This window comes from Pantoea sp. M_9 (assembly GCF_008631385.1).
GTDB lineage: Bacteria > Pseudomonadota > Gammaproteobacteria > Enterobacterales > Enterobacteriaceae > Pantoea > Pantoea eucrina.
Genome location: NZ_VWUF01000002.1, coordinates 338,588 through 354,952 on the forward strand (window position 1 = coordinate 338,588; position 16,365 = coordinate 354,952).

General features: G+C 54.0%; 13 protein-coding genes. 8 read left to right on the forward strand and 5 right to left on the reverse strand.

All coding sequences use genetic code 11. The features are described from left to right. The first annotated feature begins 134 nt into the window (after positions 1-134). Together F3I15_RS05460 and F3I15_RS05465 are read left to right on the forward strand one after the other, a co-directional pair. Positions 135-1,430, forward strand: a complete 1,296-nt coding sequence (locus F3I15_RS05460; protein WP_150016908.1) for an MFS transporter — start codon at positions 135-137, stop codon at positions 1,428-1,430. Positions 1,431-1,441: 11 nt separating this feature from the next. Beyond that, positions 1,442-2,242, forward strand: coding sequence for a substrate-binding domain-containing protein (locus F3I15_RS05465; protein ID WP_190314928.1), 801 nt, complete (start codon positions 1,442-1,444; stop codon positions 2,240-2,242). Here the strand turns inward: F3I15_RS05465 and F3I15_RS05470 are convergent. Continuing rightward, the gene (locus F3I15_RS05470) at positions 2,217-3,116 is read right to left on the reverse strand and encodes a LysR family transcriptional regulator (protein WP_150016910.1); all 900 of its coding nucleotides are present in this window, start codon (positions 3,114-3,116) and stop codon (positions 2,217-2,219) included. The genes F3I15_RS05465 and F3I15_RS05470 overlap by 26 nt on opposite strands. Positions 3,117-3,363: 247 nt before the next feature. Between F3I15_RS05470 and F3I15_RS05475 the strand changes: the two genes are divergently transcribed. Next, the gene (locus F3I15_RS05475) at positions 3,364-4,815 is read left to right on the forward strand and encodes a sugar porter family MFS transporter (RefSeq protein WP_150016912.1); all 1,452 of its coding nucleotides are present in this window, start codon (positions 3,364-3,366) and stop codon (positions 4,813-4,815) included. 387 nt (positions 4,816-5,202) lie between these two features. On the opposite strand, the gene F3I15_RS05480 is transcribed toward F3I15_RS05475, so the two are convergent. The 3 genes from F3I15_RS05480 to F3I15_RS05490 form a co-directional block, all read right to left on the reverse strand. Beyond that, the gene (locus tag F3I15_RS05480; RefSeq protein WP_150016914.1) at positions 5,203-5,700 is read right to left on the reverse strand and encodes a heme-binding protein; all 498 of its coding nucleotides are present in this window, start codon (positions 5,698-5,700) and stop codon (positions 5,203-5,205) included. A gap of 163 nt (positions 5,701-5,863) precedes the next feature. Continuing rightward, positions 5,864-6,049 carry a DUF2256 domain-containing protein gene (locus tag F3I15_RS05485; protein ID WP_370513332.1) on the reverse strand — a complete coding sequence of 62 codons (186 nt, stop codon included), beginning with the start codon at positions 6,047-6,049 and terminating at the stop codon, positions 5,864-5,866. Between the two features lie 104 nt (positions 6,050-6,153). After that, positions 6,154-6,621 carry a DoxX family protein gene (locus F3I15_RS05490; protein ID WP_150016918.1) on the reverse strand — a complete coding sequence of 156 codons (468 nt, stop codon included), beginning with the start codon at positions 6,619-6,621 and terminating at the stop codon, positions 6,154-6,156. Positions 6,622-7,120: 499 nt separating this feature from the next. Here F3I15_RS05490 and F3I15_RS05495 point away from each other — a divergent pair, with 499 nt between their 5' ends. Beyond that, complete coding sequence (locus F3I15_RS05495; protein WP_150016920.1) at positions 7,121-7,744, forward strand: response regulator; 624 nt, start codon at positions 7,121-7,123, stop codon at positions 7,742-7,744. A 69-nt stretch (positions 7,745-7,813) separates the two neighbouring features. Then, the gene (locus F3I15_RS05500; protein ID WP_190314929.1) at positions 7,814-11,419 is read left to right on the forward strand and encodes a transporter substrate-binding domain-containing protein; all 3,606 of its coding nucleotides are present in this window, start codon (positions 7,814-7,816) and stop codon (positions 11,417-11,419) included. A gap of 35 nt (positions 11,420-11,454) precedes the next feature. Here F3I15_RS05500 and F3I15_RS05505 read toward each other — a convergent pair whose 3' ends face one another. Continuing rightward, positions 11,455-12,057 carry a helix-turn-helix transcriptional regulator gene (locus tag F3I15_RS05505; protein ID WP_150016924.1) on the reverse strand — a complete coding sequence of 201 codons (603 nt, stop codon included), beginning with the start codon at positions 12,055-12,057 and terminating at the stop codon, positions 11,455-11,457. Between the two features lie 495 nt (positions 12,058-12,552). Between F3I15_RS05505 and F3I15_RS05510 the strand changes: the two genes are divergently transcribed. From F3I15_RS05510 to F3I15_RS05520, 3 genes are all read left to right on the forward strand, one after another. Then, positions 12,553-13,068, forward strand: a complete 516-nt coding sequence (locus tag F3I15_RS05510) for a fimbrial protein (protein ID WP_150016926.1) — start codon at positions 12,553-12,555, stop codon at positions 13,066-13,068. A 67-nt stretch (positions 13,069-13,135) separates the two neighbouring features. Further along, entirely contained in the window at positions 13,136-13,819 is a 684-nt protein-coding gene (locus F3I15_RS05515; RefSeq protein ID WP_150016928.1) for a molecular chaperone, read from the forward strand. 81 nt (positions 13,820-13,900) lie between these two features. After that, entirely contained in the window at positions 13,901-16,354 is a 2,454-nt protein-coding gene (locus tag F3I15_RS05520) for a fimbria/pilus outer membrane usher protein (protein ID WP_223810681.1), read from the forward strand. The last annotated feature ends 11 nt before the right edge of the window (positions 16,355-16,365 follow it).

A 16,365-nucleotide genomic window follows, 5' to 3' on the forward strand; every position in this document is an offset into this window, starting at 1 on the left:
CTTTCTCCCGGTAGTGTCATTAATGCGCAAAATGCATCAGTCCATGAGTTTATTGCGCTTATTAACCCGATTTTTCTGATCCAGTCTGCGTAAACAGGCGCAACGATAAGCGCCCATGACAAACCGGAGACACTATGCATTCCTCTACCTCACCCATGACCACCCGGGCACGCGTCGGCGCAATACTGCGCGTGACGTCCGGTAATTTTCTGGAGCAGTTCGATTTCTTCTTGTTTGGCTTCTATGCCACCTACATTGCCCATACTTTTTTCCCGGCCAGCAGTGAGTTTGCGTCACTGATGATGACCTTTGCAGTATTCGGGGCAGGCTTTCTGATGCGTCCCATCGGGGCCATTGTGCTGGGGGCCTACATTGATAAAGTGGGTCGTCGAAAGGGGCTGATTGTCACGCTCTCGATCATGGCGGCCGGCACCTTCCTGATTGTGCTGATCCCCTCTTATGCCAGCATTGGCCTCTGGGCCCCGTTACTGGTGCTGACCGGGCGTCTGCTGCAGGGGTTTTCAGCGGGGGCAGAGCTGGGCGGTGTGTCAGTGTATCTGGCTGAGATCGCGACCCCGGGCCGTAAAGGCTTCTATACCAGCTGGCAGTCAGGCAGCCAGCAGGTTGCCATCATGGTCGCTGCGGCCATGGGCTTTGCGCTGAATGCCGCGCTGGAACCGGGTGAGATAAGCAGCTGGGGATGGCGTATTCCGTTTCTGTTTGGCTGCCTGATTGTGCCGTTTATCTTTATTTTGCGCCGCAAGCTGGAAGAGACACAGGAATTCACCGCGCGCCGTAAACACCTGGAGATGGGCGAGGTCTTTAAAACGCTGTTGCGTAACTGGCCGGTGGTGATGGCGGGCATGCTGATGGTCGCGATGACCACCACGGCGTTCTACCTCATTACCGTGTACGCGCCGACGTTTGGCAAAAAAGTGCTGATGCTGAGTGCTTCTGACAGCCTGCTGGTGACGCTGCTGGTAGCCATTTCAAACTTTCTCTGGTTGCCGGTAGGCGGGGCGCTCTCAGACCGCTTTGGCCGTAAACCGGTGCTGTTGACCATGACCCTGCTGGCGCTGGCCACCGCGTATCCGGCGCTCTCCATGCTTGCTGCAGCGCCCAGTTTTTCCATGATGCTGAGCGTGCTGCTGTGGCTCTCGTTTCTCTATGGCCTCTATAACGGTGCCATGATCCCGGCGCTCACTGAAATCATGCCGGCAGAAGTCCGCGTGGCGGGTTTCTCACTGGCCTACAGCCTGGCCACCGCAGTTTTTGGCGGCTTTACGCCGGTGATTTCCACCGCGCTGATTGAGTACACCGGAGATAAAGCGTCACCGGGCTACTGGATGAGCTTTGCCGCTGTCTGTGCGCTGCTGGCCACCCTCTATCTCTACCGTCGTCGCGCATTGACCCTGCAAACGGCCCGCTAACAAGGAACGACATGATGCGTAAATCGTTATCCACCCTTTCAGTACTGCTGCTTGGCGCGCTCAGCGCCGGGGCTCAGGCAGAAGAGGTTACTGTGATGATCTCCGGCGGCTTTAAAGCCGCGCTGGAAAAACTCGCACCCGATTATGAAAAGCAGAGCGGTAATCATCTGGTGGTGATCCCGGGCCCTTCCATGGGGAAAACGCCGCAGGCGATTCCGAACCGGCTGGCACGTGGCGAACAGGCCGATGTGGTCATCATGGTCGGTGATGCGCTGACGCATCTGCAGCAGGACAAGCGCATCGCCACGGGCACGCGTACTGAACTGGCTGACTCACCCATCGGCATCGTGGTGAAAAAAGGGGACGCGCTGCCTGCCATCGGCACCGATGCTGAGCTGCGTAGAACGCTGCTGCAGGCAAAATCAGTGGCCTATTCTGACAGCGCAAGCGGCCGGTATGTGAGCCATGAACTGTTTAAAAAGCTCGGCATCGATCAGGAGATGCAGACCAAAGCGCAGATGGTGGAGCGCATTCCGGTGGCCTCACAGGTCGCACAGGGACGCTACGCGCTTGGGTTTCAGCAGGTCAGTGAGCTCCTGCCGGTACCGGGTGTGAGTTTTGTTGGCGAGCTGCCGGCAAACGTGCAGTACATCACCCGCTTTGCCGGTGCGGTCACGGTGAATGCGCACCATCCGGATGAAGGAAAAGCCCTGTTGCGTTTTCTGGCCTCGCCGCAGGCCCAGAAAACCGTGACGGCAACCGGTATGCATACGGTGCCGGCCACGGCTAAGCAGGGTGATACGGTTCAGTAATGAGCTTTTCCAGCTCGGCTGCAATGTAAGACTGAATACGGCCACGGCGGCGAATCAGACCCACGGAACGGGTCACCACCGGATCCGTCAGCGGCAGCGACGTCAGTAATGAGTGACCGGAGGCCGGCAGCGACATCGCCGGCACAGCGGCAATACCAATGCCGGCTTCCACCATACCCAGAAGCGTCGTAACGTGGCGCGTTTCACAGATACTGGGGCGGGCGGGGGTGAGATCTGCCAGAGCCTGATCCAGTAGGGATCGGTTGCCTGAAACCTTATCGAGTCCGATATAGTCCTGCTGGAAGTACTCCTCCCAGCTCAGCGATGACTTGCGCGTCAGAGGATGGTCGTGACGACAGGCTGCCACATACACATCCTCTTCCAGCGGCACAAACTCAATGGACGGCGGCAGGCTTTTGGCAAAACAGATCCCGAAATCTGCCTGGCCACTGCTCACGGCTTCAATGACGTTACCCACGCTGCTGTCGATGATTTTTACGCGCACGCGTGGATAGCGCGCCCGGAAGCGCCGAATTACTTCCGGCAAAAAGTAGTACGCGCCGGAGGGCACGGTGGCGACCGTGACCAGCCCCGTTCGCTCCTGACTTGCCTGATTCACATCTGCCAGCACCGCCTCAACATTCGCTAACAGCTGCTCGGAGCGCTCAGCAAAGCTCTGACCCCACAAGGTGAGCGTGACCCGGCGCGTGGTGCGATCAAAGAGCCGGGTACCCAGTGCGGCTTCGAGCTTTTCAATACGGCGACTCAGCGCAGACTGAGATAAACAGATGGACTCGGCCGCCAGGCGGAAATTGCCATACTCCACCAGCGCGCGAAACGCATAGAGATCATTGAGGTCAAAGTTCACGGGCATAAAGCATCCTCAGAGCACAACAGATTAGCCGGGCATAAACCGGTCAGAGCTGAACAGCAGGCAAACAGCAAATGTCACATTCCCTCAGCCCATTAAATGGAGGGCACACCTTACTGGTTTATGCCTGATAACCTGCAGCGTTTAACGAATTATGTGATTCAGATCCCATTCCCAAAATCACTCCTATACTCATACCTTTCTTTACACAGCAGCACGCTGTGTTTGCCATCAAAACAGGGATGCATCTATGCAAAACTCATCAACAGAGTCGCCGGACGACGGCGGCCCGCTTAATTTTACTGTTCAGCAACGTCTGTTCTTTGTGGTGCTGGTGGCCACCATGGGGGCTCTCGCCTATGGCTATGACACGGGAATTATTTCAGGTGCTCTGCCTTATATGACGCTGCCAGCGTCACAAGGTGGCCTTAACCTTACGCCCTTTACTGAGGGGCTGGTGACTTCCTCGCTGACCTTTGGTTCCGCCGTAGGCGCCTTCCTGAGTGGCTATGTCTCCGATCGCTTTGGGCGCCGCATTACGCTGCGCAGTCTGGCCCTGCTGTTTGTGGCAGGTGCCTTTGGGACCACGGTTGCACCCAATATTGAGATCATGGTGGTGATGCGCTTTATCCTGGGCATTGCTGTGGGAGGCGGGTCCTCTACGGTGCCAGTGTTTATCGCCGAAATTGCCGGCCCTAAACGCCGCGCGCCGCTGGTCAGCCGTAATGAGCTCATGATTGTCTCGGGTCAGCTCATGGCGTATATCGTCAGTGCGGCGATGAGCCTGCTGCTGCACGATCCGAAAATGTGGCGTTACATGCTTGCGTTGGCCATGGTGCCAGGCGTACTGCTCTTTATCGGCACCTTCTTTGTACCGGCTTCACCGCACTGGATGGTGGCAGAGGGACGCTTCAGTGAAGCCATGCGGATTATGCGCAAGCTGCGCGAAAACCCGCGTGAAATCCGGGCGGAAATGAAGGAGATGCGCGAGAATGCCCGCGCAGCGCGTCAGGGGCCAGCGGCGCGTGAGCTGCTAAAAGAGAAGTGGATTGTGCGCCTGCTGCTGCTGGGCTGCGGCATGGGCATCGTGCTGCAGTTCACCGGCGTCAATGCGTTTATGTACTACACGCCAATCATTCTGAAAAGCACCGGACTGGGCACCAGCGCGTCGATTGCCGCAACCATTGGGAATGGCGTGGTTTCTGTGCTGGCAACGTTTGCGGGCATCAAGGCGATCAGTCATTTTGGTCGCCGCAAGATGCTCATGACCGGTCTGTGCATCGTGATTGCCATGCAACTGGCGCTGGGCGCGGTGCTGGTGTTCATGCCAAACAGCCTGACCCAGAGCCTGCTGGCGCTGGCATGCATCCTGGTGTTTCTGTTCTTTATGCAGATGTGCATCTCACCGGTTTACTGGTTGCTGATGTCAGAACTGTTCCCGATGAAAGTGCGTGGCTTGTTAACGGGCTCGGCGGTGGCGTTTCAGTGGATCTGTAATGCCATTGTGGCCTTTGCGTTCCCGCCGCTGCTGTCACTGGTAGGCAATAACGCGTTCTTTATCTTTGCTGTCATTAACGCAGGCTCACTGATTTTCGTGGCCCTGAAGCTGCCAGAAACACGGGGCAAATCGCTGGAGCAAATCGAAACCCACATGCGCGAGCGCTTTGGCGACAGCAAGCAGGAAGTGGCTTCTGCCTCCTGAAAAACAGCGCGCAGGCACACATAAACCGCTATGCGGGGTAAGCGAAGAGTCAGGCAAGAGATTGCCTGACTCTTTGACATTTTACAGGGAAAGGACCGTTTCAGAATTTTTGTCAGGACACATGGAGAGCCGTAGCGCTCTTGATCCGTCGAACAGGCTGATACCGTGCTGCAGGGCACCGAAGGACGCCTCTCAGAAGAGGCAATTATCTGTGGAGATCCTTTTTCACGCCTCTCTGCGGTAGGTCGCTGGTATAAGGGCAAGAGGTACAGAGAGTGTTACAACTCTCTGTCTGGGCTGACAGGCTTGGCGGGGCGAGGCATCAGTCTGTGCTGATTAATCCGCATCGGCAGCCTGCCAGCCGGCGCTGTGTTTCAGCGCGTCATCTCATCCGGCCGCCAGTCCGCTTTTGATTTTTTCCAGCCCCTGCACGGCACATGCCTGATCCAGATGCCCTCCCGGCGCGCCACCGACACCCACTGCGCCAATCACCTGCTCACCGGATTTAACAGGTACACCGCCTGCCAGCAGCAAAAAGCCGGGAATATCACGCATATTCGCCGCTTCAGGGTTACTTTGTGCACCTTTCATGACGTTTTCAGTAGGGTTTTTAGTGGTCAGTGAGGTAAAGGCTTTCATGCGGCTGGCCTCAAGAGTATGCGGGCCCGCATTATCCATGCGCTTCATCACCAGCGGCGTGCCGGAGCGGTCTACCACCGTGACCGACACATTGTAGTTGTCTTTCGCGCAGGCCTGAATAACGCTTTGCGCCAGTTCATCAGCAAGGTCAAGCGAGAGAGTTTTCTGGCTCAGAATGCCCGTTGCTGCATTTGCAGCCGAAATCATGCTGCCCAGCAGCACAATGCTTAATACTGTTTGTTTCATGATGATGCCTCAGTGTTATGTATAAAAATCTATTTATGAATACAGGAAGACACGCAGCGGCAGGGCGGGGATCTACCATGCCGGACGTTTATCCGGTGCCAGCGGCAGTGCGCTGGCTTCTCTGTAGGGCGGGCAGATATGAGAGGGCGGCAATGCAACGTGATTATTCTGCTGCTGCTGAGCGCGCCGCTTTGGCTGCACGACGGCAACGCTCCGAGCAGTACTGCACGTCGTCCCAGTTTTTTTCCCACTTTTTCCGCCACGTCATGGGTCTGTGACAGAATTTACAGAAGCGTACGGGTAATGCCTGTTTGTTTCCTTTAAATCCGGTCATAGCGGGCCTGCGCATCAATCAAATCGCAAGTGTAGTCCAGCCCGCGTCACGCTGCGGTTTCGTGACGTCCAGAAAAGGCCAGTGCGTGTACACGCCTCGCACCAGACTCTGTCAGATCGTCAGCGAAGCCAGAGCCGTCGGGCAATGACCCGGTCAACGGCTACCGGGCCACCTCCCTGCACAAGCAAAAACAAACACATCAGGATATAGCCTGATTCAGGCAAGTAGAGCAGCCAGCTATACCAGGTAAGGAGATTGAGATTTTCAGGGATCTGATGAATGCCCACTGTACAGAGCGCCACCAGACTAATAATCATCAGTACACCGCTGCTCAGACGTGTCATAAAACCCATTGCAAGCAAAAGACCAAAGACCATCTCACAGGCGGCCACAAACGGCGCCATGAATCCCGGAAAAAAAATACCGGCATCCGTCAGGGTGTCCAGCATGAGTTGCTGATTAGCCGGAACAAACACTTTATTGAATCCGGACGCAAAGAAAAAAAGTCCGACAGCTATTCTCGCTACAGTTAACGGCAGGGAACATTTCTCTCCCGATGCAGATAACAACAGTTTCATCACGTTCATTGTTAACCTCATGAGGTTATAAGGTTATCAGCTGCGATACAGCAGCCACACCAGACTCATCAGCATCCAGATCGCGCAACCTGCGCTTAAAATCGCAATCCAGGTCATGGCTTTTAACTCGTCTGTTGAGGATTTTGATTTCAGATTAGAGAGATGATTCATCGTTTTCCTTTTCCATTAAGCAGGCATGAACAGGCAACCCGCCTTGCATGGAAAAGAGTCTACGTTAATACACCCGCACAATTAAATCAGAGCACATTACCGTATTTGTAAGAAAAGGATTACATGGCACAGGGAATATCTGGCGTGTTTGTGATGACCCTGAAATACCACAGGTGTATTTAACCCACGGGTATAACGCTTATTGTCATCCATTTCCCGGAATGTGTAGTCCTTTACTTACAGCTGGGTTACATTCAGAGGTCGAGTCTTATTGTGCCTGGTCCGGTAATCGCGCATAGTAATTTCAGATCCACTCGCCTGCATACAGGAAGGATTTATGGCTAACATATTGATAATTGACGATCACCCTGTTGCCCGTCTTGCGGTAAAGATGCTGCTTGAAAAAGAAGGCTATCAGATTATTGGCGAAGCTGATGAAGGTTATGAAGCCCTGCGTTTAATCAGAGAACTTCAGCCTGATATGATTATAGTGGATCTCGACATTCCAGGGCTCAATGGCATTGAGGTCATTCAAAAATTACGAACGGGTGGGTTTAGCGGCGGCATACTTGTGCTGACTGCGCGTGATGATGAGCATTATCTCAACCGGTGTAAGCAATCAGGTGCCGACGGGTTTATTGGCAAAAAAAATAATCTGGAAGAGCTGGGAGATGCAGTACGAACCGTATTACGCGGATACAGCTATTTTCCGATTGCACGTCGCGATGCACTGCATAGCAAACTGCCTGCTGATGAACAAACAGCATTGCAGTACTTATCTAATCGGGAGCTTCAGGTACTGCAATATTTAGCACGCGGCCAAAAAATACTGGATATTGCTCAAAAAATGCATATCAGTAATAAAACAGTCAGCACCTACAAAACCCGTATTATGACCAAGCTAAAGCTCAACACTACCCTGGACATTGTCGATTTTGCGCGACGAAACAATCTGGACTGAACCTTGAGATATTTTATTTTTTTCCTCTTTTTTCTGTTCTCTGCGTTTACTTCTCAGGCCGCAGACTCATTGTCTGCCCAGCCTCTGCAGTTGCTCAGTCGTGAGAGTTTTAATCCTCGCTACTTTCATCTCAGCGATGAAGACTGGCGCTGGTTAGGAAAAAAACGGCTGGTCAAAGTGGCTGTCTGGCAGCCCCAGATCCCCCCCCTCAGTATATTTACGCCGGATGGTAAGTATGAGGGCATGACAGCAGATTACCTGATGCTTGTGGCGAGCTATTTAGGTCTGCAGGTTGAGGTCAGGGATTATGGCAGCCGTGATGAAGCGCTTAAAGCGCTGAGTCAGCAGGAAGTAGACATGATGATTGATGTCTCCGGCAAAGAGCCGCCTTATAAAAGTGAGCTTATCTACTCTCATCGTTTCATTAACGATCACCCTGTTCTGGTGCATGCCAAAACCAGTTCATCAGGCGAGTTTCAGTATCGACCCGGTATGCATCTGGCAATAGCACGCTGGTATGTGGACGATGCCTGGATAAATGACAATTTCCCGGGCGTCAAAATCACGCATTATGAAAATGATGAACAGGCCCTGGCCTCAGTGGCCTTCCATAAAAACGATTTTTTTGTAGGTAATCTGGTCACGACCTCTTACTTGCTGGATCGTAACTACTCTAACTATCTCGAGTTTCAGGCTGTCTACCCGGCGCGGGATACCGGAAGCCGCTTTCTGGTACGACAGGGTGAAGAAGCACTGCTCAAAACGGTCAACAGCGCGCTGGCGGCTATTCCGCTCAGCCAGGCTCAGGTCATTATGCAGCAATGGAGCGAGGGGGCTGATTTGTGGCGCCTGCGTAAAAATGTGGCCTTCACCAGCCGGGAGCGTCGCTGGATTGAGCGACATCCGGTTGTGAACGTCTCCGTTAACGCATTTTATGCCCCGTTTACGATGACCGATGCACGGGGAGATTTTTATGGCGTGACAGCCGATGTGCTGGCGCTGATCAGCCAACGCACCGGGATCCATTTCAAACCGCTGCCAGCTAAATCACTCGACGCCATGCAGCAGCAAGTGGATCAGGGAGAGGCACTTTTCATCGGTGCATCGATCCAGAGCGATGAGCGCAATGAAGCGATGCTCTATACACGACCTTACTTTAACTCACCTTTTGTCACCGTAAGGCGTCCGGGTGACCCCGCAAAAGCGGGCAATGAGACTAACCTGCGTATCGCGTTGGTAAAGGGAAATCCCCTTGCTGAAAAGCTGCTGGCAGAGTATCCGGGGGCTAAGCTTGTTGAAACCGCTAATGCAAGCGTGGCAATGCAAAATGTTGTGGAAGGGAAAGCCGATATTGCAGTGCATACGCTGTTCGGTGCCAGCTATATGATTAACCGTTATTTTCAAAACAAGCTTGAGATTACCGGTACGATTGATGCCCCTGATGGCGCCCTTGGATTTGCTGTCTCGCGCAACCAGCCCGAACTGCTGGGCATTCTGAATAAAGCGCTGGAGAACATCTCACCTTCTGACATCAGCGACATCATCAAAAAATGGCAAATCCGTCCGGATGTGCGTCTTAACACCTGGGAACTCTATCGTAAGCAATTCTGGCTGGTTACCGGTATTGCAGCGGTGATTGTCCTGATTTCGCTGATCTGGATTTTCTATATGCGTCGTGAAATTCTGGCACGTCAAAAAGCCCAGACCGGACTTGCCGCTCAGTTAAAGTTTAATGAGGCTCTGATCAATACCCTGCCGTTGCCGGTATACGTCACCGATCTCCAGGGCAATCTGCAGCTTTACAATCAGTCGTTAAATAACTTTTTTACGGGGCCGGATCACGCGTTATCAGACAAAACCTCAGGCAAAGAGAATCACCCTCTGCATGCCTTATGGCACACCGTCACCGGACGAATCAGCCAGTCAGGTGATGTATCACAACCCCTGGCGAGTCAGGAGCGCATCTTTGACGGTGAACGCTATCGCAGCGTTCTGCACTATGCAGTGACCTACACCGATGCTAACGCGCAGCCTCAGGGCTTTATCTGTACCTGGCTTGATATGACAGATCAGGAAGAGCTGTATGCTGCGCTTTCCGAAGCGCGTGAGCGGGCTGAGCAGGCAAACCGGGCTAAAAGTACGTTCCTTGCCACCATGAGTCATGAGATCAGAACGCCGGTGAGCGCCATTATTGGCTTGCTGGAGCTTGCGGTAAAAACCACACAGTCCGAAGCAGACAAAGAAGATACGATTCGGGTTGCCTGGGAGTCAGCCAGAACATTAATGGGTCTGATTGGCGACATTCTGGATATGGCTCGTATTGAGTCGGGCCGGCTTGAACTCGCCCCCGAATGGGTCAGAACCAATGCGCTGCTTCCCCCGATTGTCAGGGTATTTGAAGGGCTTGCGCGGCAAAAGAGTCTGCGTCTGAGAAGCTCGCTGCCCGCCACATTACCTTATGAAATATTTGTGGATCCGCTGCGTTTCCGTCAGGTGCTCTCTAATCTGGTCAGCAACGCCATTAAATTTACCGAGCAGGGCACCATTGAGGTGGATCTCTATATTTCTTATGGCAAATCTGATGAGGATGCCCGGCTGCGCGTGAGTGTGGAAGACACCGGCCGGGGCATGACCGAAGAAGAGCAGGCGGACATTTTTGACCCCTGGGTGCAGGCGCGTGCCGGACGCGCGCAGAGCGGTTCCGGACTGGGCCTGGCTATCTGTGCCCAGCTGGTGAATATGATGGGCGGTGAGATCATGCTGCGCAGCCGGGCTGGCCACGGTACAAAAGTCACCTTTGAGATCCCCGCGACCTTTCATATGGAGCGTCAGACGCCTGAGGCTATGACCTCAGAGGAGATCACGGCTTCAGGCCGGACACTTTCTATACTTGCGGTAGACGATCATCCTGCCAACCGCATGCTGCTGCGCCACCAGCTTGCACATCTCGGGCATATTGTAACCGAAGCCAAAGATGGTGAAGAAGCCTGGGCAAAATGGCAGGGCGGGGAGTTTGACGTCGTGATAACCGATTGCAGTATGCCGGGTATGGATGGGCTTGCGCTCACGCGCCTTATCAGAACGCATCAGCGTAAGCCACTGACGATCCTTGGACTGACTGCAAACGCCTGGCCTGAAGAGCGTAACCGATGCCTGGACGCCGGTATGGATGACTGTCTCTTCAAGCCGCTGCAGCTGCCACAGCTTCAGGCCATCCTGGAAAAAGCGGCTGAGCAGGCAGAAAACGCCGTACAGGCTAAACCGGCTGTGCCGGAAGCCTCTGCTCCTGCGATACAGAACGCTGACGTGCCTGAGCCACTGGAAAACCTGCTTAATTTCAGCGATCTTGAGGTGCTGACAAACGGTAATGCAGCCATGCGTTATGAGCTACTCACGGTCACGCTTGCCAGCAATATTGATGATCTCCGCATGGCAGAGGATCTGTATGAGCTTGAAGACTGGCCGGAGATGGCCAGTTGTATTCACCGCATATCGGGGGCAGCACAGATCATAGGTGCACGCCGGGCAGAGATGAGCTGCCGGGCACTGGAGAAAGCCTGCCTGGAGCCTGTTCCTGACACCACGGCGCTTGCAGCGCTCTGGCATGACGCCTTACAGGAGATTGCGATGCTGAATTCCAGTCTGGACTACTGGCTTAAGGAAAATAAAGTGTGAGCGACAGGGCTGAAGCACGGCTTCAGCCCTGTCTGCTAGTGCGCCGGATAACCCATGCTTCGGGTTAACGCCAGAAAGTCGCAAAGGGTGGCACAGCCTGCTTTACGATAGATCGACCGTTTATAGTGGCTCACGGTTTTCAGGTTAAGTGCGGTGATGATGCCTATGGTTTTTTGCGAATAGCCTTTTGAAAGCAGATTCAGCAGTTCAATTTCGCGATGTGTCAGAACATATGAGGCGGCATGATGCTGCGGAAGGGTTTTGCATTCAGGGCGTGAACGCGCTGATATCAGTGCCGACAGGCTTTTTTGCTCTAAAAAGAGTTCTGGCGACAGAATCTGCACGCCCGGGTAATAGCGCCTCAGGGTCTCGCTGATCACGCGCTCTTTTTTGTGCAGGATCACCGTAATGTGAATATCGGCACACACTGCCATACCTGCCCGTATACCACTGAGTGTATCCTGCAGATTAATCCCGGTGTGAGACAGATCGATAATGAGTATTTTTGAACGCAGGCGAGAGAGAAGCGTGGCGCGACGGTAAATGTCCTGCTTTTTCAGAATACTGATGCCCTCAGCATTGAGCTGATGGCGCACGCCTTCTATAAACCAGATATTTTCAGATAAAACAGTAAGCATATGTTCCGCCTAAAACCGCCACTGTAATCGGTCTTATTGCCTCATAATATAAGACAGCGCCGCTGCTTTTGTAGTGCAATTCCTACACGTCACTTTGGCTTTACAAAAATATGAAGCACGGTTTAATATATCCGGAATATTGCTTCATCAAGCCGGTTAATGGAGAATATTTCTTCCTGAAGAAGAGACATTAACTGCCTGATACAGCGATAACGGTTTATCCACATTTATCCCTCTGATTGCATTATTCTTAATTTTTGCTCTCCCCCGTGTGCATTTCTGCTATCAGAAACGGACTACACACCAGGTTGCTAATGCCTACAGTATCTCTGGTTCTGCTCTGAGTGCTCTCCATCACACTTCACGTCACACTGTATATCAGGCAACCGGCAGGAAACTATTCATCAGGTTTTTTATCAGGCTGATGAATATGCCCGGCTGTGATGCCTGAAATAACTGACGAGTTTAGTCAGCAATATAAACGCGGAGAACATCATGAAGCGCACTATCCTGGCAATGACAACTGTAGCCTCTTTATTTTCCGGAGCGGCTTTTGCAGTGGACGGCACAATTAACTTCACCGGAAAAATTACCGATGACACCTGCGATATCGATGCAGGATCAGCCACTCAAAATATCAATATGGGCACAATTGGCAGTGACGCCTTTCAGGGGCCGGGCACCATTGCGGGTGCAACGGGCTTCAAAATTGTCATGACGAATTGCCCGGCATCCCATTCAGCGGTATCAGTGAAATTTGATGGCGCACCCGATAACGGGAATCCGGATATTCTGGCGCTGAGCAGTTCACCAACCAACGCTTCAGGTGTCGGTATCCAGTTACGGGACTATGACCGTACGCCCATTTCGCTGAATACCGATTCCAAACCGGTGCCGGTTACAGGCGGCACTGCCACGATGAACTTCAGCGCAGCCTATATCGCGACAGCGGCGACCGTTACAGCGGGTGATGCTGATTCCACCGTGAACTTCACCGTGAATTACAACTGATGACGATTGCCATGCTGCGCTGGCGCTGCGGCGCAGCATCTTCTTTATGCTTTTTCACGAGAACACCATGAAAATACTCAACATTGCTCTGTTTAGTCTTGTTGCATCAGTTTTGTCCGCACCGGCTTTTGCCGGTGTGCAGATTGGCGGAACCCGGGTTGTCTACAATGAAAAAGATAAAGAAGCGTCAGTACAGCTTCGTAATCCTGACGACCGTGCTTTTCTTGTTCAGTCATGGACAGAGTCGGAAGCCGGCTCACCCGACAAATCCTTTGCCGTCACGCCCCCGCTGTTCCGGCTTGATGCCCGACAGAATAATGCGCTACGTATTCTTTTTCGTGGAGCTGCTCTGCCTGCCGATCGTGAATCACTCTACTGGCTGAACGTGAAGGCCATTCCGTCTACACCGCGCGAGCACACCCGGAATCAGCTGCAGCTCTCAGTTAAAACCCGCATCAAACTCATTTACCGGCCTGCGAGCCTGCAGGGTACCTCGCCGGCTGAATTTGCCGGGTCACTGAAATGGCATAACGCGGGCAGTCGCGTCACGGTTCAGAACGATACGCCTTATTACATGAATTTTTCCTCTGTGACCCTGAATGGTGTTGCCCTGAACGGGGTGACGTATGTGGCACCCAAATCTTCTCAGTCATTTGACAAAGGTCCCGCCAAAGGCGGTGGCAGCCTTGAGTGGAAAGTCTTTAACGATTTTGGCGTAGCCGGTCAGACGTTCAGCAGTCAGCTTCCGTAACAGGTGAAACCCCGTATGAAAACGCATTGCGGCCAGCCGGCCAGGCCTCTGACGCGCGGTCCTGTCATACTGTTGATGTTCATGACGCCTTATGTTTTTGAGGCGCGGGCTGCCGATTATTTTAATCCAGCCATGCTTGAGCGCCTGAGCGAAGCCGATGCCACCCCGGATCTGGCGCAATTTGAATCAGGAGGGCAGGCAGAAGGGCGTTACCGCGTCGATGTGTATGTCAATGGCGATTTTGCCGAGGCCACCGAGATAGCGTTCAGCCAGCAACTGATTGAAGGGCAGTCTGTGCTGCAGCCCTGCCTGAGTGTCACACAACTGGCTTCTCTGGGTGTCCGTTCTGACGTACTGGATAAAGCCACTGTCAGCCCTGCGGGATGTGTGGTGTTCAGCAGTCTCCCAGAGGCCACTGCCCGGCTTGATTTCAGTGCGCAGGTGTTACACCTGAGTTTTCCCCAGATAGCGATGACCCGCACCGCGCGCGGCTATGTCTCATCCGAAAAATGGGATGATGGTCTGACTGCTGCGATTCTTGATTACAGTCTTACATCGGGCCACAGCGTGGCGCGCAGGGCCGGGGCGGCAGAGGAATCTTCCCGGTATGCCAGCCTGCGTCCTGGCCTTAACGTCGGTGCCTGGCGTCTGCGTAATTATTCTACCTATGTTGATAGCGCAGGGAGTACGGACAAATGGGAAAGTGCTTATACCTATGCACAGCGCGGCATTCCTTCGCTGAAAGGGCAGCTTGTCCTGGGGGACACGCTGTCGCCCGGAGATGTATTCGACAGCGTGGCGATACGGGGTGCACTGCTGGCTTCAGATGAGGAAATGCTGCCGGAAAGCCTGCGCGGTTACGCGCCGGCTGTACGCGGAATTGCGCGCGGTGACAATGCGGAAGTCACGATCCGCCAGGGGGGGTATGTGATTTATCAGGCGTTTGTACCAGCCGGCCCTTTTGAAATCACCGATCTTTATCCCACGGGCGGCAACGGCGATCTGAACGTCACTGTCCGGGAAGCTGACGGCAGCGAACAAAGCCAGATTGTGCCTTTTGCCTCGCTTCCTGTCCTGCAACGTGCGGGCAACCTTCGCTACGCGTTCAGCGCGGGTGCCTACCGTGACTATCAGGGGCACGTCTCTCATGACAATTTTATGCAGGGCTCGCTGATTTATGGGCTGCCGGCGGGTGTCACGGCGTATGGCGGCGTGCAGATAGCAAAAGGGTATCAGGCGCTGTCGCTGGGGGGCGGGAAAAATCTGGGTGATTATGGCGCAATGTCTGCGGATATCACGCACGCCGATGCCCGGTTAACGAACGACCAGCGCCGTACCGGACAGTCTGCGCGTGTGCGATACAGCAAAAACATTGCCGGGTCAGGAACCCAAATCGCGGTGGCAGGTTACCGGTACTCCACGTTCGATTTCTTGACGCTGGGGGATGCATTTGACGGGCGTAACAGCCGGGATATGTTGACCGACGCGCGGCGTCGGCAGCGTGCTGAGCTTACGTTGACTCAGAGTCTGGGTGAGGCAGGCGGCTATCTTTCCGCTACGGCGGTGCGTCAGAATTACTGGGGTAATAATCGTCAAACAGAATCCTGGTCTGCAGGTTATACCAATAGCATAAAAGGGGTGGGGTTCAGCGTGAACTATGCCTATAACCGCGACATTGCCGGCGCCCGACATGCCCAATCCGATCGTCTCGTTTCCATGTCGCTGAGCGTGCCGCTTTCGCGTTTCTTCGGACAAACTTACGCCGGTTACAACTTCAGCAGCGGTCAAAAAGGCGGCACCAGTCAGAATGCTTCACTCAGCGGTTCGGCGCTTCAGGACAACCGCCTTAACTGGTCGGTCTCTCAGGGATACGGGAGCCGCGGGCAGGGAGCTACGGGCTCTACCCGTGCCAGCTATAAAGGCACCTACGGTGAAGTGAATGCCGCCTACAGCTACACCGCAGCCAGTCATAACCTGAACTACGGTGCCCAGGGCACGCTGCTGCTTCATGAAAATGGCCTGACGGCGGGGCAAAGCGGCGGTGAAACGTTCGCACTGGTGAAAATGCCCGGCGCGGCCGGTGTGCCCATCAATAATCAGCCCGGCGTGAAGACCGATTATCGTGGTTATGCGCTGGTGCCCTTTACCAGCCCTTATCGCAACAATGAAATCGCGGTCAGTACCGAGAACCTGCCAAAAGATGTGGATGTGGCGGTGACCAGCCAGAACGTGGTCCCCACCCGTGGCGCAGTGGTGCGCGCGACCTATCGCGCGCGCGTGGGTCAGCGCGCACTGATCTCTCTGCGCAGAGCAGACGGCAGGCCGGTGCCATTTGGTGCCACAGTCAGCTACGGCGAAGCGGGGCAGGAAGGTGCCATTGTCGGCGATCAGGGTGAAGTCTACCTCAGCGGTCTGGCGTCTTCAGGCAAGCTTACTGCCCGGTGGGGGCATGGCGCTGACAAGCAGTGTATTGCTGACTATACGCTCCCTGGTGAAAAAACTGCCCTGATGAGTCTGGCAGCACGCTGCCGTTAATCAATAAGGAA